Annotated in this window: 22 protein-coding genes; 5 read left to right on the forward strand and 17 right to left on the reverse strand. The window is 39.3% G+C overall.

Going from position 1 to position 21,630, the window contains the following annotated elements; translation table 11 throughout:
* Nucleotides 1-7 precede the first annotated feature (7 nt).
* Genes secG through LEP1GSC199_RS12370 form a run of 4 tightly spaced genes read left to right on the forward strand, consistent with a single transcriptional unit; the run spans nucleotide 8 to nucleotide 3,126 of the window.
* Nucleotides 8-343, forward strand: coding sequence for a preprotein translocase subunit SecG (gene secG / locus LEP1GSC199_RS12355; protein ID WP_002982856.1), 336 nt, complete (start codon nucleotides 8-10; stop codon nucleotides 341-343).
* Nucleotides 300-971 carry an LIC_12096 family protein gene (locus LEP1GSC199_RS12360; RefSeq protein ID WP_002982427.1) on the forward strand — a complete coding sequence of 224 codons (672 nt, stop codon included), beginning with the start codon at nucleotides 300-302 and terminating at the stop codon, nucleotides 969-971. The genes secG and LEP1GSC199_RS12360 overlap by 44 nt, the downstream gene beginning before the upstream one ends.
* A 2-nt stretch (nucleotides 972-973) precedes the next feature.
* A complete protein-coding gene (locus tag LEP1GSC199_RS12365) occupies nucleotides 974-2,119 on the forward strand; it encodes an LIC_12097 family sensor histidine kinase (RefSeq protein ID WP_002983062.1) in 1,146 nt (381 codons plus the stop codon).
* Complete coding sequence (locus LEP1GSC199_RS12370; RefSeq protein ID WP_002983270.1) at nucleotides 2,116-3,126, forward strand: response regulator transcription factor; 1,011 nt, start codon at nucleotides 2,116-2,118, stop codon at nucleotides 3,124-3,126. The genes LEP1GSC199_RS12365 and LEP1GSC199_RS12370 overlap by 4 nt, the downstream gene beginning before the upstream one ends.
* Nucleotides 3,127-3,176: 50 nt before the next feature.
* On the opposite strand, the gene LEP1GSC199_RS12375 is transcribed toward LEP1GSC199_RS12370, so the two are convergent.
* The 14 genes from LEP1GSC199_RS12375 to rpsF all read right to left on the reverse strand — a co-directional run bounded on the left by LEP1GSC199_RS12375 (nucleotide 3,177) and on the right by rpsF (nucleotide 16,833).
* Nucleotides 3,177-4,244, reverse strand: coding sequence for a hypothetical protein (locus LEP1GSC199_RS12375; RefSeq protein WP_002982500.1), 1,068 nt, complete (start codon nucleotides 4,242-4,244; stop codon nucleotides 3,177-3,179).
* A gap of 1 nt (nucleotide 4,245) precedes the next feature.
* Entirely contained in the window at nucleotides 4,246-5,502 is a 1,257-nt protein-coding gene (locus tag LEP1GSC199_RS12380; protein ID WP_002982981.1) for a nicotinamide-nucleotide amidohydrolase family protein, read from the reverse strand.
* A gap of 10 nt (nucleotides 5,503-5,512) precedes the next feature.
* The gene (argS, locus tag LEP1GSC199_RS12385) at nucleotides 5,513-7,288 is read right to left on the reverse strand and encodes an arginine--tRNA ligase (protein ID WP_002982691.1); all 1,776 of its coding nucleotides are present in this window, start codon (nucleotides 7,286-7,288) and stop codon (nucleotides 5,513-5,515) included.
* Nucleotides 7,289-7,291: 3 nt separating this feature from the next.
* The gene (locus tag LEP1GSC199_RS12390) at nucleotides 7,292-7,546 is read right to left on the reverse strand and encodes a hypothetical protein (protein ID WP_002982930.1); all 255 of its coding nucleotides are present in this window, start codon (nucleotides 7,544-7,546) and stop codon (nucleotides 7,292-7,294) included.
* Nucleotides 7,543-8,292 carry a DNA repair protein RecO gene (gene recO / locus LEP1GSC199_RS12395; protein WP_002982412.1) on the reverse strand — a complete coding sequence of 250 codons (750 nt, stop codon included), beginning with the start codon at nucleotides 8,290-8,292 and terminating at the stop codon, nucleotides 7,543-7,545. Before recO ends, LEP1GSC199_RS12390 begins: the two co-directional genes overlap by 4 nt.
* Complete coding sequence (gene ybeY / locus LEP1GSC199_RS12400) at nucleotides 8,293-8,757, reverse strand: rRNA maturation RNase YbeY (RefSeq protein WP_039926705.1); 465 nt, start codon at nucleotides 8,755-8,757, stop codon at nucleotides 8,293-8,295. It abuts the gene before it with no gap.
* Complete coding sequence (locus LEP1GSC199_RS12405; RefSeq protein ID WP_002982876.1) at nucleotides 8,754-11,120, reverse strand: HD family phosphohydrolase; 2,367 nt, start codon at nucleotides 11,118-11,120, stop codon at nucleotides 8,754-8,756. Before LEP1GSC199_RS12405 ends, ybeY begins: the two co-directional genes overlap by 4 nt.
* Nucleotides 11,117-12,124 (reverse strand): PhoH family protein, encoded by a 1,008-nt coding sequence (locus tag LEP1GSC199_RS12410; protein WP_002982548.1) that lies wholly within the window; start codon nucleotides 12,122-12,124, stop codon nucleotides 11,117-11,119. The genes LEP1GSC199_RS12405 and LEP1GSC199_RS12410 overlap by 4 nt, the downstream gene beginning before the upstream one ends.
* Before the next feature lies 1 nt (nucleotide 12,125).
* On the reverse strand, nucleotides 12,126-13,931 hold the full coding sequence (aspS, locus tag LEP1GSC199_RS12415) for an aspartate--tRNA ligase (protein WP_039926706.1): 1,806 nt from the start codon (nucleotides 13,929-13,931) through the stop codon (nucleotides 12,126-12,128).
* Nucleotides 13,932-13,943: 12 nt separating this feature from the next.
* On the reverse strand, nucleotides 13,944-15,287 hold the full coding sequence (gene dnaB / locus LEP1GSC199_RS12420; protein ID WP_039926708.1) for a replicative DNA helicase: 1,344 nt from the start codon (nucleotides 15,285-15,287) through the stop codon (nucleotides 13,944-13,946).
* Between the two features lie 21 nt (nucleotides 15,288-15,308).
* Entirely contained in the window at nucleotides 15,309-15,755 is a 447-nt protein-coding gene (rplI, locus tag LEP1GSC199_RS12425; RefSeq protein ID WP_002982956.1) for a 50S ribosomal protein L9, read from the reverse strand.
* Between the two features lie 9 nt (nucleotides 15,756-15,764).
* On the reverse strand, nucleotides 15,765-16,049 hold the full coding sequence (rpsR, locus tag LEP1GSC199_RS12430; RefSeq protein ID WP_198012760.1) for a 30S ribosomal protein S18: 285 nt from the start codon (nucleotides 16,047-16,049) through the stop codon (nucleotides 15,765-15,767).
* A gap of 72 nt (nucleotides 16,050-16,121) precedes the next feature.
* On the reverse strand, nucleotides 16,122-16,565 hold the full coding sequence (locus LEP1GSC199_RS12435; protein WP_039926711.1) for a single-stranded DNA-binding protein: 444 nt from the start codon (nucleotides 16,563-16,565) through the stop codon (nucleotides 16,122-16,124).
* On the reverse strand, nucleotides 16,558-16,833 hold the full coding sequence (gene rpsF, locus LEP1GSC199_RS12440; protein WP_002973803.1) for a 30S ribosomal protein S6: 276 nt from the start codon (nucleotides 16,831-16,833) through the stop codon (nucleotides 16,558-16,560). Before rpsF ends, LEP1GSC199_RS12435 begins: the two co-directional genes overlap by 8 nt.
* Nucleotides 16,834-16,925: 92 nt before the next feature.
* Here rpsF and LEP1GSC199_RS12445 point away from each other — a divergent pair, with 92 nt between their 5' ends.
* Entirely contained in the window at nucleotides 16,926-17,708 is a 783-nt protein-coding gene (locus tag LEP1GSC199_RS12445) for a hypothetical protein (RefSeq protein WP_002982729.1), read from the forward strand.
* On the opposite strand, the gene LEP1GSC199_RS12450 is transcribed toward LEP1GSC199_RS12445, so the two are convergent.
* From LEP1GSC199_RS12450 to LEP1GSC199_RS12460, 3 genes are read right to left on the reverse strand one after another with little or no spacing between them, the layout of a single operon-like run.
* On the reverse strand, nucleotides 17,663-18,811 hold the full coding sequence (locus LEP1GSC199_RS12450) for a CapA family protein (protein ID WP_002982342.1): 1,149 nt from the start codon (nucleotides 18,809-18,811) through the stop codon (nucleotides 17,663-17,665). The genes LEP1GSC199_RS12445 and LEP1GSC199_RS12450 overlap by 46 nt on opposite strands.
* Nucleotides 18,812-19,600 carry a hypothetical protein gene (locus LEP1GSC199_RS12455; RefSeq protein ID WP_002982656.1) on the reverse strand — a complete coding sequence of 263 codons (789 nt, stop codon included), beginning with the start codon at nucleotides 19,598-19,600 and terminating at the stop codon, nucleotides 18,812-18,814.
* Entirely contained in the window at nucleotides 19,597-21,597 is a 2,001-nt protein-coding gene (locus tag LEP1GSC199_RS12460) for a tetratricopeptide repeat protein (protein ID WP_002982903.1), read from the reverse strand. The genes LEP1GSC199_RS12455 and LEP1GSC199_RS12460 overlap by 4 nt, the downstream gene beginning before the upstream one ends.
* Nucleotides 21,598-21,630 lie beyond the last annotated feature (33 nt).

The following is a 21,630-nucleotide window of genomic DNA, read 5'->3' on the forward strand; positions in this document are numbered from 1 at the left end:
AAACACTATGGGATTTTTTGCAGGAACCATCCTCACACTTTTTATTCTACTTTCACTCTTTCTTATCCTTCTTGTCATGATCCAAACTGGAAAAGGCGGAAGTGCAGGAATGTTAGGTGGATCTACCGCCAGCCAATCAGTATTTGGAGCATCTACTGCTGACGTGATGACAAAAACCACAAGAGTGGCAGCGATTCTTTTCATCGTTCTCTCTTTGGCACTATCCTTTGTATTCGCTAAAAAAGACGAAGTTTTAGTTCCCGATCTAGAACCAAGTTTAGAAGCTCCGGTAGAAACTGATGGAACACCTTCCGAAGTACCGGCTCCTACTACTACTCCTTAATTTATTCTTCTTCTGTGTCAGCCTCTTTGCTGAGACTGGCATTTCCGAAAAAGAAACTAGATTAGATAAGGAAATCCTTAGCCTTTACCGAGAAATCGCTAAAGCTAGGGAGCTTCTTACCTACGAACATCTCACTTCTTTACCTGCGAACACAACCATACATTTTATTGGAACCTATCCCAATCGGACAGGGATTCGCATTCGCAAATACAAAGTAGATCCAGACCCACAAAATAAAAACCGAATCAAACATTCGGAAGAAAAATCGATCCTCCTCGAATTCAATGGATCCGTTCTTTCTAAAGTAGAAGTTTTAGTAGTTACAGAAGATACAGAAATCGAACAAAAAACAAAAACTAAAATCACAGATACATCTCCACTCGATACATCACTCAACGATATGGTGATTAGTTTTTCAGGCCTGGACGGGTCAGATAGTTTTCCACTCTCTTCTCTTCGTAATGATGAAATCAAAGGGGAACGTAATGATTTCAAAAAAGATTTTTATATCAAATTTCTTTTAGACTTTCATAGCCAACTGACTTCTATCTCCGCCTTACAAAAAACTGGTGGAAATAAAAGTCAAAAGTCCATGTTCAAACAATTGAACCAGTCTTTAGGGTATTGATTTTGCCTGAAAATTCTCAAAATAGCGACTCAACATCCGTTGAAAAAGTGGCAGAAAAAGCAAGGGAACTTGAAGCCATTTACGATGTGGTACAAGATCCACTGGTTCTCATTGATTCGGATTTTAATATCCAAAGAGCAAACCTTGCGACCATTCTATTTGCCAAAAACAATAAATATGATGAACTTCTTGATCGTAAATGTTATGAAGTTTTGTACCAACGAAGTGACATCTGCCCTTATTGTCCCAAAATTAACGTCAAACCCAAAGACAAAAACCAAACTTATTCCACTCCCATCACAAGAGAGATTTTTTTTCGGTCAGAGGATAAAAAACAAACTCTCTTACTCGAATTTTATCCCTATCCCAAACAAGAAGATCTATTTTGGATGGTGGAAAAAATCTCTGATGTCACCAAACAAAGAGACAAAGAAGAAGAATCATTCCGAATGCGAAACCTTGCCTCTCTTGGAATTTTAATTTCCGGAATTGCCCATGAGTTAAATAACCCGCTAACAGGAATTAGCCTAACACTACAGAATCTAAAAGCAAATTGGCAAAACCAACCTCCTGAACAAATTGAAAAAAGATTGGATATGATTAAAAATGATATTTCGAGAGCTGCGATCATTGTCTCGGATATCATTTCTTTTGCAAAAACAGATAAAGTAAAAGTGACTCTCGGAGATATTGTTGAAACCATCAACCGTGCTAAAGATACAGTGATTCGTCTTTATCCCCATTTGAGTAAAAACATAGTTTGGCGGATCTCCTGCGATTATGAATACCAATTTCCTTTTCACCCAGGGAAGATGGAACGTCTGTTTATGAATTTATTTCGTAACTCTTTACAGGCATTCGATTATAGGCCGGGAGAGATCTCAATTGAACTTCGAAAAACAAAAAACTGGCTCCATATCATTGTGGAAGACAATGCGGGTGGAATTCCCGATGCCATCATCCAAAAGATTTTTGATCCATTTTTTACTAGTAATAAATCGGGCACAGGGACGGGTCTTGGACTCTCGATCTGTCACTCCATTGTCAAAGAACATGATGGTAATATTTCGGTGAAGTCCGTAGAACAAAAAACTCGTTTTACCATTTCCTTTCCTCTTACAAACGATATCACGGAGCAAAATCCATGAAAAAATCAATCCTTATAGTTGAAGACATCCATTCCATTCGCGAAGCAATTATGGATTTACTCAGCACAAAATACAATGTTTTCGGTGCTGAACATTTTGAAGAGGCAGTTTGGTATCTAACGAACGAAAAAATTGACTTAACCATTACAGACATTCGTCTTCCCGGTAAGTCGGGAATTGACTTAGTCAAACTCATCCAAAAAGAATTTCCGCATGTACTCTATGCGCTAATGACTGCCTACAATATTAATGAATACATTAAATATGCAAAAGATCTTCATATTTGGAATATAATTCCAAAATATAGTTTTTTAGACATCCACCTAATCGAAGTAATGGTAGAGAAACTTCTTTCCAAAGATATCTTTGGAATCGAAAAATATTTTTCAAACGATTTCAAAGTTTATAGCGACAATTTTAATAGTGAGTTTGAAGAGGCTCCAACAAACGGCATTATTTACAAACAAATCAAATCGGATCAAGACAGATCAATTCTCTGCGGAAAAATCTCTAAAAATCTAATCCAATTAGGTGCCCCAAAAGCCATCCAACAAGTGTTAGAAGAATTAACTTCCAATGCAATGATTCGTGCTCCTCGCACTCACGAAGGAGAATACAAATACCAATTTGAAATCCCAAGCCATGACATGGTAGTCCCCTTAGACAATATCCAACTGATGCCAGATGATTATTTCCTAATTGGATACGGCGCCACTGAAAGTACAATTTTTATTGTTGTTCGCGATCAATTTGGCTCTCTTCGAAAGGAAGAAATTTTACACAGGTTAGACAGGCATATTAGTATCGATGATTCTACAGGTTTCCCCAAAGGATTAGAAGATAGCCATGGCCGTGGACTTTATATTTGTCGGGAAATCTCAGACCAACTCATATTCAATATTGAACCGGGCGTATGTACAGAAACCATAGCGATGATTAATCGGGAAGGACGGACTGGTTTTAAATCACTTTCTATTTATGAAGTGGATTCAAAATCCAAAACCTAATTAAATCCAATTTGTATTGAATTTCTGGATTCATTTACACCTGTGAGAACTCAAAAAATTTGAAACTGCATCAAATCAGATTTTGATTGCATATAGAATGCGGAATTTGTTTTTCCAGGAAAAAACCGAACCGGTAACTCGGATGGGGGAATTCTTTTGGAACGAATCAAACTTCCATTTGTATTATAAACTTGAATTTCTGATTCTATAACAGCCACGTAAATCGAGTCCATATTAAAAATGGATTGGTATACCCCACCGACCTTGGATTTGGTTTTCTCCCAAACCAATTTTCCATCCTTGTAAAATGCCAAAGAATCAGGTAAATTAAAAATCACAGATCCATCATTTCCAGTGACAAAATAAAGTTTATGTGGGTAGAACTTAGGGAGAGAAAACTCTTCGACCGATTCCCCCGATTCATCAAACACTTCAATAAAATCCTTATCTAACAAGGAATAATGGATCGAAGAAAATTTTCCATCAGGAGACAAAGATACTGATTTAAAGAACGAATCCTTTTTGTCCCTGGAGAGTTCTTTTTCAAAGAGAACATTCCCCTTTTCATCCAAACGGTATAATTCGCCACCAGAAAAGAGAACAATTACACCTTTATTTTTGGAATCAAATTGGTAATCGGTTAAAAATCTTCCGTTTAACTCTGATTTGCCGACCTTGTTGCCACTTTCATCCATTAAAAAGACAGTATTATTATCACCCGATAAATATAAAACAGGAGAGGCAAAGTATCCACTCCGTGGATAGGAATTGATTGGTTTTTTCCAAAAAAGTTCTCCTGCGTCCGAGAAAAAGTTAACCTCATCTCCAATCTTTTCATACAATAGATATCCATTTGTTAGTAAAGGAAAGTCGACTAAATACTTAGGATCTGCTTCTAAAAATTTCTCAGTTCGAAAAGAATAATACCTGCCCCCTACTTTGTATCCATTGATTGTTTTCAAAGGATCTTCCCCAATTTTCGGAGAAGTAGTTCCAAATCTTCCTTCACTGTTCCATACCCAAGTTTCACGGATGCTCGGAACAAGATTCATATCCACATCCCAACTAAAAAAGAATAATAGGAAAAAACAAAATGAATAGATGATCGTCTGCCACATGTTAAACGTTCCTTTGTTTTAATGACTGGTATAATAAAAATAATGCTGTATTACTCGCATTTTCTCGAATTCCTTCTCTGTTTCCAGGAAAAAGATAAGAATGGGTTTGGATAGAACCATCAGGAGTTTTTAAGCCAATCCAAACAGTTCCCACAGGTTTTAACTCAGTTCCCCCGTCAGGCCCCGCAATCCCAGTGATAGAAACGCAATAATCGGCTTTTGTTTTTTCAGAAATCCCTTTTGCCATGGCTTCTGCTGTTTCTTTACTCACAGCACCGAAATTATTCAATGTATCACGGGGAACACCTAACAAAGATTCTTTCATTTGATTTGAATAGGTCAAAAATCCGCCTACAAAATAAGAACTAGAACCCGGAGATTCTGTTAGTTTTTTTCCAAGAAGACCGCCTGTACAACTTTCTCCCACAGCAATTGTCAACTTTTCAGCGAGTAAGTATTCATGTACGAATTCGAAAACATCATCAGAAATAATTTTTGGATACTGCGCTTCTAATCTTTGAATGATTGTATCTAACTGTTTAGAATCAGTCGATTGAAAAATACATTTAATATAACCCCGGTTTGCCGTAACTCCCCAGTCTACATTTTTAAAAAGCTCTTCTCTGAGTGCTTCCACAAAGTCCTTTTGGTACAAAGACTCACCGATATTCCACAACCATTTAGTCCTTTGGACTAAATTTTCACGGGGATAAATTCGTTTGAGCTCAGGTACAAGTCTACGTTTAAACATCTCCTTCATTTCGGAAGGAACCCCTGGCATACAAACCAAATAGGAGTTAGGTCCGATTGGCTCCACAAAACCTACGGCAATTCCCACCGTATTGTCTAGAGTTTTGCAATCTTCGGGAACATGCGTTTGGCGAAGGACTGTAGGTAAGATATCGCTGTATTGTTTTCCCCTGGATTCATAAATACGTTGCAAACGGATCTTAGCTTTTTCTACTGAATAAGACTTTTTTTTACTCAGTTTTAAAACGGTTTCTAAAGTATAATCGTCTTCTGTCGGGCCAAGACCACCAGTCATAAGAACAAGGACTGGTCTTGTTTCTGTCAGCTCTTTCAAAACCTGTAACTCAGAAAGAATGAGATCTGGATCATCAGGTAGAGCGATGAACTTTTTTACCTTCCAACCAAGTTCAAAAAGTTGGTTTGCCATCCAACCAGAGTTTGTATCCAAACTACGACCTGCGGTAATCTCAGAACCAGTCGAAACAATGACAATGTATGGTGCTTCCATTGGAATTCTTTTATATCTCTTCTTTTGACATTTTCTCAGGTGCAGAAATTCCAAGAAGTTTGAGTCCACTTTCTAATGCCAACTTAGTATACAATACAAGGACAAGAAGTGTATCTCTTTCGCTTCCCGATTTGTCTTTGATCCGGTTGTCTTTTTGTGAATAAAACTTTGTGAACGACTTACTGAGTGATTGTAAATAGTTTGTAAGCCGATGTGGTTCAAAACTTGTAGCAGTGTCATATACTTCTTCTTGGAGTCTTGCTACCCAAAAGAGAAGTCGTGTCCGTTCTTCTTGTTTTAAAAATTCCACAGAAATTTCTGATTCCAGGGGTTTGAATTCCATAGGAACTTGTAATTCACGAAAGATAGAACAGATCCTTGCATGCGCATACTGAATATAGAATACAGGGTTTTTATCGGATTCATCTTTGGCTAAATCCAAATCAAAATCAAGCGGGGCATCGGAGCTTCTCATTAAGAAAAAATACCTTCCCACATCCTTACCTTGTTTGCCCAAATAAGAAAGTAAGTCCCTCATGGTTTGGAAAATTCCCAAACGTTTACTCATTTTTACTTTTTCTTTGTTCTCAATCAAATTGACCTGTTGCGCGATAAGAATCCTGAAACTCTCTTCCGTTTTTCCAAAAGATTTCACTGCCCCTTTTAATCTGGCAATGTATCCGTAATGGTCCGGTCCCCAAATATCAATCAGAGTATCAAATCCTCGTGTGAACTTATTGTAATGGTAAGCAATGTCTGCCATCAAATAGGTAGGCCGGCCATCCTCTCTTCGGATCACACGATCCTTATCATCTCCGTATAAAGTGGAAAGGAAATGGAGTTTTCCATCAATAGTTGTCACATCTTCTGTTTTCAAAATAGAAGGAACCTTTTCCACGTCACCCGCTTCATGGAGACTACGTTCGCTAAAGAACAAATCAAAGTTCACACCAAAGAGTGCCAGATCTTCTTTTTGTCGGCCTAAATTGTAATCCACTGCATAACGAGAAAGAAAGTCAATCACCTCATCCCAGTTTTCTTTGGCTACAGAATCAAATACAAATTTGGTGCTTGTTTGGTCTTCCAAACATTGAATGGCAATGTCTTTAATGTATTCGCCTCGGTAACTTTCCTTAGGAAGAATTCTTTTTTTGATGAGTTCGATTACCGACTCCTCAGATTCCTCTTCTTGGAAACTAATGGCCTCACCTTTGGTTTCAAAAATTCGCAGTAAAACTGCGACACCAAGCAAATACACTTGGTTTCCATAATCATTCACATAAAACTCTCGTTTGACGCTATGACCAAGGCTTGTAAGTAAGTTTGCCAGTGCATCCCCATAAGCGGCAGACCTAGCGGAGACAATATTCATGGGTCCTGTAGGATTGGCAGAAACAAACTCGAGAAGGATTTTTTCTTTTTTCGGTGATTCTGCAAACTGAACACCGGGTGACATGACAGATGCCACATATTGATTCAAATAATCAGAATGAATTCGGAAATTGATAAAACCGGGAGGGGAAAAACTAACAAACTCGAACATAGAATCATTATTAATTTCAATAAGGACCGCTTCCGCAATCTCCTTCGGATTTTTGTTTAATACATTTTTGTTTTCTAAAGCGAAAGGGGAAGAGTAGTCTCCAAATTTTTCATCCCTCGAATATTCGATTCGAATTTTTAATGAATCTTTAACGGAGGTAAGGTTATTTTTATTTAGATAAAGATCGATTGCTTTCTCTAATTCAGATAATACAAGTTGTTTTAATAGTTGATTTACATTCATTTTTTAATATTTGATTTCCATCTTAAGTTTGTCCGAATTCTGCCAAAGTTCAAAACTTCTTTGTTTGAACCTAGTTACAAAATGAGGAATACTTTCTTTTTCTTCCCTGAGAGTGGATTGAAAAGTTTCGGATTGATCTTTTCCCGTTATATTTTTTCTATTTTTTCGCAAGTCCTCTCCCTTTAAGAGAAGTTGGACCAAAGCAAAAAAAACAGAAAGAGTCATACAAAGTAAAATTGTTTTAGTGAGAGAATTCATAAATACCCTATCGTTTTGTAAAACTCGAAGTATGTTTTTAACTCTTTTCCAAATAGAGAACGCAAAAACTGATTCAAAATCAGATCCCCATCCCTATACTCCGTTTCCCGAGGGAACATACCCACTACGTTTGAAAATTTCTTTGATAACATAGTATGAAATAGTTTCAAAACAGGCAAATGATCTTTGGGAATAGGATGACAATCAGAACATAAAAATTCACGGTCATCCACAGAAAAGTAGGCCGCTTGTTTAGTAAGGACCTCCTCCCCACAAGTATGACAATAGAATTCTGTTGGGAAATGGCCCATATGAGATAAGGCTCGCAATTTAAAAAAGGGAAGGATTTGTTTCTGAAAACCCTTTTCATTGCATGTATCCAAACTCCCCGAGAGAAGTTGGAAAAGAAAGGGATGACTTTCCCCTTCAGGGTAAATCATCGAAGTAAGTTCTGTCAGATAAAGTACAAACAACGTACCCAGATAATCAGATTTTAATTCATCATACCGGTTCACAAGATGGACTTCCTTAATAGACTTCCAATCCTTCTCAGCTTGATCATAATAATCAAGTTCCACGAGAGATCCAAGCTCTGTGGTGATGATGGCGCGACGTTTGGACTTACGAATTCCTTTACTTAAAAAATTCATCCTACCTTGCGTTTCACCAGCAAGACTAATCACTCTGTCACTATCTCCAATATCTCGACTTTGGATGACAATCCCTCTTTCTTTTCGAATGGCCATTTATCTTTCAAACACCAAATCCAAACACTCATCTTCTTTTTTACGCATAAGGATGGCATCGTCTTCATTTGTTTCATGGTCATACCCAAACAAATGTAAAATTCCATGCACTAGCAGGCGATAGAACTCATCCACGAGACTATGTCCAATTTCTTTTGCTTGGAGAATGCAGGTATCCATAGAGATGACAACTTCACCTAAGATCTGAAAGGGGATGGGCGGTGATTCTGAATAAAGAGGGAAAGATAAAACATCAGTGGTTTTGTTTAAGCCCCTTCTCTCCCGATTGATTTCTTGCATAAGGCGATCATCCACAACTAGGATGGAAAGTTCTAAGGACTTTAAAAAATCGGGACTAAGGTATTGGAGAATCCGTTCACAGTTTTCCAAAACTAATTCAGGTCTGATACTTGAATCCCCCCACTGGTCGTTCCAATGAGTCAAAACCATAAGTGAAGAATTCATTTTTTAGTTTTTTTAGTACCAGCAGCTTCCAATGCTTTGGTATCTTCTGGTTTTGGGTATTTAGGCCTTTGGTGTAAACTTGAAAGTAGTACTTCTTTAAAACTGGCTTTGATGATTTCCAAATCACCAATGGTAAGACCACTTTCGTCTAATTGGTTTTCTGCCAATTTGGAATTGATGATTTTACGAATCAGTTCATCCAAACTTTCTTGCGAAACTTCGTCTAACGAACGTGATGCAGCTTCCAAAGAATCAGCAATCATCACAATCCCTGTTTCTTTACTTTGTGGTTTCGGACCTGGGTATTGAAAATCTTTTTTGTTAATATTTTTACGAGCAGAGGCAGAAATATCCTGTAACGCCTTATGATAAAAAAATGCCATGGTCGAAGTTCCATGGTGTTCTGGTATAAAACTTATGATCTCCCGAGGAAGACGTGCTTTTTTAGCCATCTCAATTCCATCTAACACGTGATCAATGACAGTCTTTGCGGCCAAGGCAGGATTATCTTTATCAATATGTTCTGGTTTTGGAATTAAATGTTGATTTTCGACAAAAAAACCAGCATTAGGTATTTTTCCAATATCGTGAAAATACACACCCACACGAACAAGAAGTCTATCTAAGTTTAGATTTTGAGCTGCACGTTCTGACAACGCTGCCACCATAAACGTATGTGTATAAGTCGACGGGGCTTTGGTGAGAAGTTGTTGCAAAAGAGGATGGCCAGTGTCAGCAAGTTCAATCAGTTTGAAACGCGTAGGAATATTAAATACATATTCATACAAAGGAAGTAAAAACTGAACCGCAGTGGCACTAGCAAATCCATTGATAAAACACATCACAGTGATTCTAAATAAATTGGAATTACTTAAGTCCCGAAAAAAACCAGACCCTGTGACCACAAAAAATTCTCTTCCATCAAACAAATACCCGGCGGTGGTAATCAGGATTTGGACAAAGGTTAGTAAAAAACCTGCCTTTAAAAAATCAATTCGTTTGAGAAGTCGCCTTCCATAAATCGAACTCATCACAGCAACAGTAAAGGCCAACATAAAGGACGTTGGGTTGTAACGAGAAGCAAAGAATACAGCAAAGGAAAGAAAAAATCCAATGGCAATGGAAAGTTGTTCGTCATAAACAAAGCCAAGAAGTAAACAGAGCATCCCAACAGGAACAAACATTCCAAAATAGTATACTGCCGATAAATCACTGTCAGTTGCATAAAAGATCTTGGAAAGAAGATAAATCGAGGCGATCACAATCCAAAGTGTAAAAAAGATAATCAAATTACTGGAAAGATCATTCAACCGATTGGGTCTGTAACGAATGAGATAAAACCCAACGATCACAATCAGAACACATTGGGTTAGAAAAATAGAAACAATCGATGCCAAGTTGGCCCTTGTTGCATAACGATTCATCATCTCTAACTTTAATTTGACTTCGGGAGTGATCACGTCTCCTGCACGAACAATCACTTCATTGGCTTGGATCCGACTCTTTTGAATCGGAACGGAATTCGTAGCCCGCATACGAGCATTTTCTGTTTCTTCCGGATTGTAATTACACGCAGGATAGGAATATACATAATACAGTCCAATCCGAGAGACAGCTTTCAGAAGTGATTCAGAGACATTTGGCAATTTCTCAGAAGCTAACTTAGATAATACGGAAGCAACAGGTCCCTCTTTATAAATTTGGGATCTTGGGATCACTAAATTTCCATCGATGATGGACGTTTGGTCTTGGGTTCCAATGTTACGAATCTTGGCCCCTGCTTTGTCCAAATCTCTGGCAAAACTTAAGTCTTCTTTTACAATACAATATTTGGAAAAAATTAAGTTTGTATATTGTTGTATAAAGTTCTTTAATTTGTCTTTTTTCGGATAATCCAAAATGGCTTGGATTTCTTCATTGGTGCGGTTACGCCATCTGGGAATTTTGTCCTTCACCCCAGCAGGAGTTCCCTTTCCTTCAGCGAGGATGGTGCGTAGGATTTCGATATCTTCCGAAAGATTCGTATCAATTCCTGCGACTAAAACTCCGAAGTCTTTATCAAAAGCAAACGGAACACTGGCGCTTGCTTTTTGTTTCTCAACGTTTGTTTTTTCTGTATCTTCGTAAGAAAATTCTTTTACCGATTGAATGGTCTCTGGAGCAATTTTACCTTCGGAAAACAATCCATCCGGGTCCGTATTAACACTTGTTTGCCCAAAAAAAGGAATCGAAAGTACATAAGTCACAAAAAGGAGTGTAAGCGAAACCAGAATGATTTGTATGTTTCTGACAACAGAGACTGGCCTAACTTTTGTTAGAAAGTCTGTTACTTGAGTCATGGAGGAATCTAAAATCTTTTTCATGGTTTTTTAGAGAAGAGACTTTCGTTCTCTTCGAATCGCCTGACAATAGATTCGACGATTGGGTGGCGTGTAATATCCTCTCTCCCAAAGAAAATCGTTTCAATTCCGTTTAGATTACGAAGGGTATACACTGTTTTTTCTAGTCCGGAACGCCCGTGAGCCAAGTCGATTTGGGTGGCATCCCCGGAGATTGCCATTTTGGATTTTTTACCAAAACGAGTGAGAAACATTTTTAATTGAGGCAAAGTGCAGTTCTGCGCTTCATCTAAAATGATAAAGGAATGAGAGAGAGTACGCCCTCTCATAAAAGCAATGGGTGCAATCTCAATTTTACCCACTTGCAGATACTCTGTTGTTTTTTCAAAACCAATACATTCGTGTAACGCATCATAGATGGGGCGTAAATAAGGATTTACTTTTTGTGTTAAATCTCCCGGTAAAAATCCCAAGTTCTCTCCGGCTTCCACCGCCGGACGAGTGAGAATCAACCGGTCCACTTCCCCGGTTTGCATCATCCGGCACGCAGTCGCAATGGATAAAAATGTTTTTCCCGTTCCAGCAGGACCCATAGCAATAGTGATGTAGTTTTTGTGAAGGCTATCCACAAAACTTTCTTGGTTTTTGGTGCGAGGAAAGATGGGTTTTCCTTTAAAGGTAACAAAGATTTTGTCTCTCGGGGTCCAACTCTCTCCTTCCTTTTGGAAGTCAGAGGAGCCGGGGGTCGGCCAACCACCACTCGAGTCTTTTACCTTATTCACAAGGTAATCAATATCAAAAAAAGAATACTCAGCTTTGTCAGGTCTACGTTTGAAATTTTCTTCCACTTTGTGGAAGGTATCCAAGGCAACTTGAACTTGGTCCTCGCTCCCTTGGATGATAAGAGATTTTCCCCGAGGGATGAGTTTTACATTGAGTCGACTTTCCCATAACGGGAGTTTGCTGTCTCCAATCCCACAAACCGTTTGGTAGAGGGATTCTTCCTGAAATGTAAAACTTTCATCCATATTAGATAGTGACTACCCTGAGCTTTAGTTCTTCAAGCTGTTTTGCATCGACAGGCCCCGGTGCTTCACTCATCATACAAGTTCCTTTTTGTGTTTTTGGGAAAGCAATGACATCCCGAATAGAAGTTCCACCCGTGAGTAACATCATAATCCGATCCACACCAAAAGCAATTCCCCCATGAGGTGGAGCTCCAAAAGAAAGGGCATCGAGTAAAAATCCAAATTTGGATTTTGCATCTTCTTCGCCAATTCCAATGGCTTCCAAAACAAGGCTTTGGATTTCTGGATTGTGAATCCGAATCGAACCACCACCAATTTCCGTTCCATTCAAAACTAGATCATAAGCTTTAGCACCAATCGTAGAAAGGTCAACTGATTTCCCTGCTTTCCAATCTCTTAGTTTATCAAAGTCTTCTTCTTTGGGCGAAGTAAAAGGATGGTGGAGGAAGGTCCAAGTTTTTGTGGCTTCATCCAACTCAAACATAGGAAAATCCACGACCCAATGGAAACTATAAGGAACCTTAGGTGGATCGTATTTTTCAGATAATTTCAAACGCAGTGCCCCAAGAGAAGCATTTACAATCTTAGAAGAATCAGCTCCGAAGAAAACCATGTCCCCTTCTTTCGATCCTACGGCTTTTGCAATCGCCGCAAGTGCTTCCGGAGTGAAACGTTTGGTGATGGTGGACTCGAGGCCCGCTGCCCCATGTTTCATGTAAGCAAGACCTTTCGCACGAAAGTCCCGAGACAACCAACCGGTCAGGTCTTCGATTTCTTTTCTGGAAATCACAGAACCACCGGGAACACAAATGGCTTTTACCACCCCACCGCTGGAAACAGCAGCACTGAATACTTGGAAATCAGCGTCTTTTACAATCTCGGATACATTCACCAGTTTCATTCCAAAACGAATGTCTGGTTTGTCCGAACCGTATTCTTCCATAGCCACATGATACGGCATGGTCATAAAGGGTGCATTCACTTCTAAGTGAAACACTTTCTTTAAAGCATACGCCCACATGGCTTCTATCTCGGAGCGGATGTCGTCTTCTGTGACAAAAGAAAACTCCATATCAAGCTGAGTGAATTCAGGTTGGCGGTCTGCTCGTAAGTCTTCATCTCGAAAACATTTTACGATTTGGAAGTAACGTTCCATTCCCCCAATCATAAGAATCTGTTTGAAAAGTTGGGGAGACTGCGGCAAAGCATAAAACTCTCCAGCATTCAAACGAGAAGGAACTAAAAAGTCACGTGCCCCTTCCGGAGTGGATTTATTTAAAATAGGAGTTTCAATTTCCAAAAAGGATTTGTTATCTAAATATTCTCGCAAAGCAAAGGTTAGTTTGTGGCGTAGGATCAAACGATCACGAAGTTCTTCGCGGCGCATATCCAAGTAACGATACTTCAAACGAATTTCTTCGCCGGACGGATCAAACTCATCTAAGGTAAAGGGAGGAGTTTTGGATGTGTTTAAAATTTCAACAGATTCAGCAATTAACTCGTATTTGCCGGTCTCCATTTTGGGATTTACCGATTCTGCATCACGAAGTGATAGTTTTCCTTTTACCGCAATTACAAACTCAGAACGAATTTTTTCTACTTTTACGAAGTCGTCCCCTAAAATTTCTTTACGAGCTACAATTTGTAAAATTCCGGAACGATCACGAAGGTCGATAAAGATCACTCCCCCTTGGTCACGGGTACGAAATGCCCATCCGGAAAGGAATAAAGTTTTACCAACAGATGCATCCGATACACTCGTTGCACTCATTCTATTTTTATATTCTGATGTTACCCACTGATTCAATTGAAAACCTCTTTATAATGGAACGTTGTCGAAACGGCTGATCTTCGGATTGAACATCAATGGAAAATCGGCCGTTGCACCCGCCCTGTTTTTGGCGATGATGATCTCAGCCATTCCCCTTTTGTTTGGGTCTAGCTCTTCGGGAGGTTTCACCATTTCTTCCCGATATATAAAACATACAATATCCGCATCCTGCTCAATGGCACCTGACTCCCGTAAGTCGGAAAGTTGCGGCCTTTGGTCTTTGGATCGGTTTTCAATGGAACGGTTCATCTGCGATAAAGCGATAATGGGGCAACCCACTTCCCGTGCCATTTGTTTCAGTCCCCTGGAAATATTGGCAACCTCTTGTTGCCTTCCCCCCATGGCTGCTTTTGGATCACTCATTAGCTGTAAATAATCCACAATCACTAGCCCCACTTCTTCTGTAGTCCTGAGTTGGCGCAGTCTTGCCGAAAATTCTTGGATGGTCAAATACCCAGAATCATCAATGTACAAACTAGCAGAAGTGATATTTCCAATACTATCTTTGAGTTGGGTCATTTGTGCCGAAGTCAAAGTCCCCGCTTTTAAAGCATAAGAATCAATCCTTGCATCCGCACTGATCAGTTTCAAAAGTAACTCGATCCGACTCATCTCAAGGGAAAAAATAACAACCGTTTTACGTTCCTTTAAAGCTGCATTGGCAGCAATATTTAGGGCAAAGGTTGTTTTCCCGTTACCGGGACGTGCCGCAAGGATCATAAGTTCGTGTGACTTAAGACCTGTGGTTGCCATATCTAAACCAGTAAAATGGGTTTTTAATCCATTGATCCCACCGGTTCCATTTTGGCTTGCCGCCACAACGTTTTTGATGTAGTCAATGAGTGCATTGGCATCATCTTTTACTTTTCTTAAACCCTTGGACCTCTCTTGGCGAGAGATGTCCATAAGCGACTGTTCTACAAGACTAAATACAGAATCGTTTTCCCCAGGTTCTATTTTTACTTTATCTATGGCTTGGTTTAAAGCTTCGACGTATTTACGACGATCCGAAATCCGTTTCACTCGCCGAACATAATAGTCCAGTGGTTGGAAAGGAACGGTATCTTTGTAGAGGGAAGTGATGTATTCCAAGTCGCGGGATTCATCTTTAAAAAGACGTTTCTCCCGCATTTGGTTTGTGACCGTAACTAGGTCGATGGAAATCCCTTCACTGATGAGATCTGTGACAGCTTCAAAGATACGTCTATGACTGTCCATGTAGAAGTCTTCCGGGCTTAGACCTAAGTCTTCCTGCCCGGCTACCCCTCTCATGAGTAGGTAACCGATTAAGTTCTTCTCAGACTCTATCTCCTGAAGGGGGTTAGAATTCATCGAAAAAACGTTAGCGTAAAACTATGTTTGGCCGACGACTTTAACTATGATTTGTGGAACAACACCTTCAGCCAAACGAACTTTAATTTTATATTCGCCCACTGACTTTAGTGGCTCACCTAAATCTAGTTTGCGTTTGTCGAGTTCTACACCAGTGTTTTTGATTGCGAGTGCAATGTCATTCGCTGTTACAGAACCGAAAAGTTTGTCGTTCTCACCCACTTTCACTTTTATCTCGTAAGTTTTACCTTCGATAGAAGAAGAAAGTTCTTTCATCACTTTCACACGTTTATCACGTTTTAGTTCAGCAAGTTTCTTTTGGTGGACTGCGGATTTTGTGTTTCCATCATTTGCACGGACTGCAAATCTTCTAGGAATGAGGAAGTTACGTGCGTAACCATCCGCAACTTCTTTCACATCACCAGCATCACCAAGATTCAATACATCTTTTTGCAATACAACTTTCATCCGTTACTCCTACAGAACTTTAAACGGCAATAAGCCGATAGATCTGGATTTTCTGATTTCACGAGCTAGAGCTCTTTGGTGTTTACCACAAGTTCCAGTGATTCTTCTTGGAATGATTTTACCACGATTGGTAACAAATCTTTCTAAGATGTCTACTCGTTTGTAATCAAGTCCTGCAAGTAAGGCTTTGTCAGCGCAGAACTTACATACTTTCTTTTTATATTTTGCGTTTTTACGGCCGAATTTGCCTTCTCCGTCTTTACCACGGAATCCGCCTTTATCGTCGTCTTCCATCCCGTCCATACTCTCACGGGAATCTGTTCTTGTTTCTTCAGTATTTGTCGTTTCGCTCATTATCATAACCTATCAAAAAGGAATGTCATCGTCACCGGCTGGATAATCATCATAACCACTACTTACGCCGGAATCATAAGAAGTTGAACTGTCAGAACGGTCACCACCTGATCCACCACCACCTTGTCCTTGGCCGCCCAGTAATTGTGCGGATTCGACATAAACACGGATTTTTGTGGCTTTTTTGCCTTCAGGAGTTTCCCAGGACTGTTGTTGAAGTCTGCCTTCGATCGCTACTTGTTTTCCCTTGCCAGCATATTGTTTTAATATGTCAGCGAGTCGGCCCCATGCAACGCAGTCAAAATAATGAGTTTCCTCTTTCTTTTCACCGTTAGTCACATAAACTCTGTTATTCGCAATTGAAAAATTGACAACAGAACTTCCGTTCACCGATTTAAATTCCGGATCACGGGTCATTCGACCGATGAGTAGTACTTTGTTGAGATCGTTAGCCATTTGCCCTGATTACTAGGGTTTTTAAGATGTTTACATTGAGTTTGAACTCATGTTCGATCTTTGAAACTTCTGTAGGGGATCCGGAACACTTGATGAGTGTGAAGTGACCTTGTTCGTCTTGTCCAACGGGATGCCAGAGTCTTTTAGAACCCCAATCCTCTTCGCCTTGGATCGTGAAGTTGTATTTGGAGAGTAAGTCTTTTACTGCAGACTTCGTCTCTTCTACATTACCTTCACGAAGAATATTCGTGATTTCGTAGTTTCTCATATTTCTCCTATGGGTATACCTACATAGAAACACTTGTAGGTAGAAGAATTTGTTAGTTTCCACTAGGGTTTTGCCAATGGGGGTCAGGGTCAATGGAATTTCTTCTTGGAGTTCCCAAACCCTTCCATTTCCATGTAATTTCTAACATTTTTATGGGTGAAAAATCAAATTTTCCAGAAGTTTGGGGCCTCGGCCTTGGTCTATTTTTAGCACTCTATGCTGGGTTTTTAAACCACATCACCCCAAAAGAACCAGCCCTCGACAACCACTCTGGATTTGAATCCACCCTACTCGGTCTTGAGATGGCAGAAACCCCTAAACAAGTCCAGGACCTGATTGGAATCCCCGATACCATCGACTTTTTCAATTTATCTTCCGAATACCGAAGGGTTCACTATTTTGACTTTGGATTTATCTTCTGTTATTTGGCATTTCTTACCTATACTGGCCATTATGCAGGAAGAAAGGTGCGACCCATATTTTTAAAGATCTTTATGGGGATGGTTTTACTCCTAGTGATCGCAGGATTTGCCGACTTAATCGAAAATATTTTAATCCTAAATGTACTAGATGCAAAAACAGCAGAAGAGATGGCACCTTCTCTCGAATATCTAAAACCCACATCACAACTCAAATGGTTTTGTTTATTTGGTTATGCGGCCATTGTCTCCGTTTACTTTTGGTTATATGAAAAAGGTTGGATTTTACGAACGGCTTCCGTTTTATTTTTTACAGGATTTTTTTTGCAGTTGTTTTCGATTTATAAAACCAATTTACTCGAACTTAGTTTTCCCTTTTTTGCGGTGGGACTTGTTTGCAGTTGGTTCCACTACGGTTTTAGTTTGGCTTTTAGTTCTTTATCTAAAAAAACGTAACCCCTTCCTCCCGAGATCACAAGCTCTGTTCCCAGTTGTTTACAAAGGATAGAATACTCTTTTAAAAAACTTTCTGCATCTTTGGGTCCCAAAGGAAAAAAATAATGGTCACCAGGTAACGATTGGTGTTTACCAAAGATGGGAATCACTTCCACAAACAAAAGTTTTTCGCCCTCAAGATGTAAAACCACAGAAATATTATGTTTTAAGTATTGGTTTTTGGATCCAAAGAAAAAATTTCCCAGAGAATAAATCACAACACCACCAGGAAAAACTTCTATCCCTTGTGGAACATGAGGATGGTGGCCGATAACCACTTTATATCCTGCACCTACCAAGTATTTGGCGGCGTTCCGTTCCGTATCCATGGGAAAAGGATTGTATTCTACCCCCCAATGAACGGATAAAATATTCACCTGGTTTGGTTTCGATTTTTTAACCAGTCGTTCTGCGGTGGCAACTCGGAAATAAGCGGCTCCAGGGGATTTGGTTCCCGAAAACAACCTGGTTTCTCCTGTATCAGAAAAGGAAAAGATGCGGTAGTCTGTGTTTTGTTTGGTGACAGAGATGGGAACCAAAGCATCGTCAGTATGTTTACCGGCACCCGTATGGCGGATTCCAAACTCATCCAAAAGCTCCAAAGTCTCATAAAGACCGTTCTCACCAAAATCCATGGTATGGTTGTTTCCAAGAAACACCCCGTCAATTCCAAGAAGTCGTAAAACAGTAAGATCCCTTCTTTCCCCAAAAAATACATAGGACTTTCTTTGGTCAACTGCTGGCGTATTACGCAGGATAGGTGTTTCTAAATTCAGGAAACGATAATCAAAGGTTTTCAGAAAACTAGAAAAACTGCGAAAGGGAAAGTATGGATCCTCTGTTCGCATGGAATCTCGAACTCCCCAATTGAACATGACATCCCCACCAAACCATAACTTTGTGGATTTGGGAAACTTTATGGTCTCCCCTGTATCTGTTCGGAAATGGTAAAGATCCTTTATAGGGAGTTCTAAATTAGGTTCTTCCGATTCGGGAAGGTCTGCTGAAAAAAGGAAAAGCGGACAAACTAAAACCAGAAGGAAAAAAAAACGAAACAAGGGCATTTAAAAACGGAATGTATTTGCCGGTGGTTCCGTCATTTGCGATTTTTTTAGTTTAATCAGAATGAGAACATTTTCTTTTTCTGTATCTAAACTAATGACCTTAGTTGTGATTTCTTTGGGAGGATGGATTTGTTCTGGTTTGGTTTTGACAATGGCGATTGCTTTTAACCCACGTTTGGTGCTTGCTAATTCAAGCCTGTCCAGGTTTCCCTCTTTAAAAAAATATTCGTATTCACCATCAGATTTTGTAAGAGCAATTCGCGAATCCTTTATATTAAATTTTGCCTTCGGATTTTGAATTTCACCTATGTAGGTTCCTGTGAGGTATTCATAAATCACGGGAAAAGGAATGGCAAATTTTTTATTCGTATTCGGATCTTGGATGAGGATGTCCCCCATCGGAAACGTTTGGACTTCCTTTGTACTCGTTGGTTTGATTTGGATTTGGTTTGGATCAGCAATGAGTTCGGTAAAGACCATCCCAAAAAAACTATCCATAAGTTGAATTTTGATCTGTTTGGTTTCTTTCGAAAAGTAAAGTTTCCCATCTAGATAAACATTATCTTTTTTAGGAACAAAGGTTTGGATCTGCATGGAAAATTCGGATTTAAAACTTTGAAATTCGGTTTGTTTGTCCAAAATTTCTTTTAGTAAAGTTTTGGATTCGCCTTCTTTTGCTGAACGGTATTTTTCTTTATCCCGGCCAATAAAATTGGGATCTTCTACTTCTGCAGACCGACAAGAGATTATCAGTAATAAAACATTAAGAAGAATTAGTTTTTTGTTCATTCCGAAATTTCCTTTTGCACTTTTTTAATTTTTGCCACTAAGTCCTTGTTAGACTCGGATTTCAATTTGGATTCGGAAAGTTTGAAAAATTGCAAAGCGTTCACAGGATCTTTTTTAGCCAAATACACATCTCCTAGATGTTCATAAATCACAGGGTCTTCAAACCCTCTTTCCAAAGCCAAAGAAGTCGCAAAGTTCAAATGTAACAAGGCACGATTAAAATCTTTTTTTCTGTACATTACCCAACCCAAACTATCTTGGTAGGCAGGATTGTCTGGTTCTAAGGAAACTGCTTGGTTTAAGAGTTTATTTGCTTCTTCGGGATTGATGTCTTTTTCTGCATATAAATATCCCAAATAATTCATAGCATTGGAAGCATTGGGATTGAGAGAGATTGTGGTTTTTAGATCTGCTTCTGTATCCGCAAACTGTTTTAACTTATCAAAAGCAGTAGCCCGGTAGAAGTAATAATTGAAATTTTTAGGATCTAGTTTGATGGCATCACTAAAATCATTCACACTTTCTTTGTATTTTGCTATTTGAAAATAAGCAAGGCCTCGGAGATAGAAGTGAGTGGGAGTGGGATTTTCTTTTATGGTTTCGGACAAAATAGAAACAGAGAGAGATTCTTTTTTTAAGTTACCTTGCAGGAAAAGATATGCCAAACGAAACCGCAATCGAAACGATTTTTCTGTTTCTTTCGTGAGCCTGAGTGCTTCTTTTGTAGACATCACAGCATGATGCCACTGGCCGAGCATCTCTTGGCAGGAAGATATTTTTTCAAAAAACAAAGACCTTTCCTCATCTGCATTCTCTTTTGTACTGATCTGCGAAAGACCTCTGCGTAAAATATTTTCTGCAGTGAGATACTGCCTATATTCATAAGCATACTGAGCCGTGTCTGCATTGAGAATTTGATAGTCTGGAAATTTTTCCTTTTCGGCAAGTTCCAAAAGTGCAATGCGGGGAGAAAGCCTTCCTGGATTTTCCTGAATATAGGTTTTAAGTTTGGCTTCGAGTCCTGTTTTAGATCCAGAAATTAATTTATCTAGCAAGAAGATGATCCCATCTTTCGGAATTTTTTTCTCTTTTTTCAGTGTAGCAAAATATATGGGCGCAAGATCCCGAGCATCCATATAATAAATTTCTGCAAGCATATACGAGGCATCGAGGTCTCTTGGATTTTTTTCTCTAATTTGTTCTAGATAATGGCGGCAATTTTTAAAATCACCTAAAACAAAATAAATTTGAGCCAATCGAAACAAAACTTCCATATCATTTTTATAAGCAGTTGTGTATTCGTTGTAACGTTTGATGGATATCTTCGGATAATCCAATTTGTAATTAAGCTCACCCAGAGCTTTGGCCGTTAGAAATTTGTATTTGGAATGAGTATCCCTTCTTTCGATCACAAAAGAAAGAGCTGTATAATACAAAATAGACTGGTTCCAAAGTTTTCTTTCAAAATTGATATTGCCGAGAAGGTACAAAAAGTCGGGATCATTTGGAAACTTATGAAGTGAGGTCTCTAAAACTTCCGAGGCCCGGGTTAGTTCCCCCTGGCGGATCCGAATCCTTGTCTGCAAAAGGATGAGGTCCTTGGATATTTCTAGTGATTTGCGGGTGGCAACTTCCGACCATTCCCAAGCCTTGTCCAAACTTCCCAACTCCAAATAGTTCAAACTTTGCGTTTCGGAACTGAGTGCACTTGGTTCTTTACCTACTTCCTTTAGACAAAGGTGGTAGGAATCCAAAAAAGAAACGGAGCGTTCAAAGGAAAGTTTGGAATCCTCGGATTTCCTACGTTGGGAGGACTGAAATCCGTCCACTTGTTCCCGAAGGGCACGAGAAAGGAAAAAATCTGCCGGAACACCTGGTTCTAACAAGGAACATTCTTTGGTTCGTATCCCAGGCTCGGTTGCAAACAGAGAAAGAGAGAGAAAACAAAAGAAAACAATGAGGAAGGGACGGTTTGGAGTTTTAATTGCTTGAAACATCAGTAGATTCCGGCAAAGATCGGGAACAGGGAC

Origin of the sequence: Leptospira vanthielii serovar Holland str. Waz Holland = ATCC 700522 (assembly GCF_000332455.1) — a bacterium.
In the GTDB taxonomy this organism is placed as follows: Bacteria; Spirochaetota; Leptospiria; order Leptospirales; family Leptospiraceae; genus Leptospira_A; species Leptospira_A vanthielii.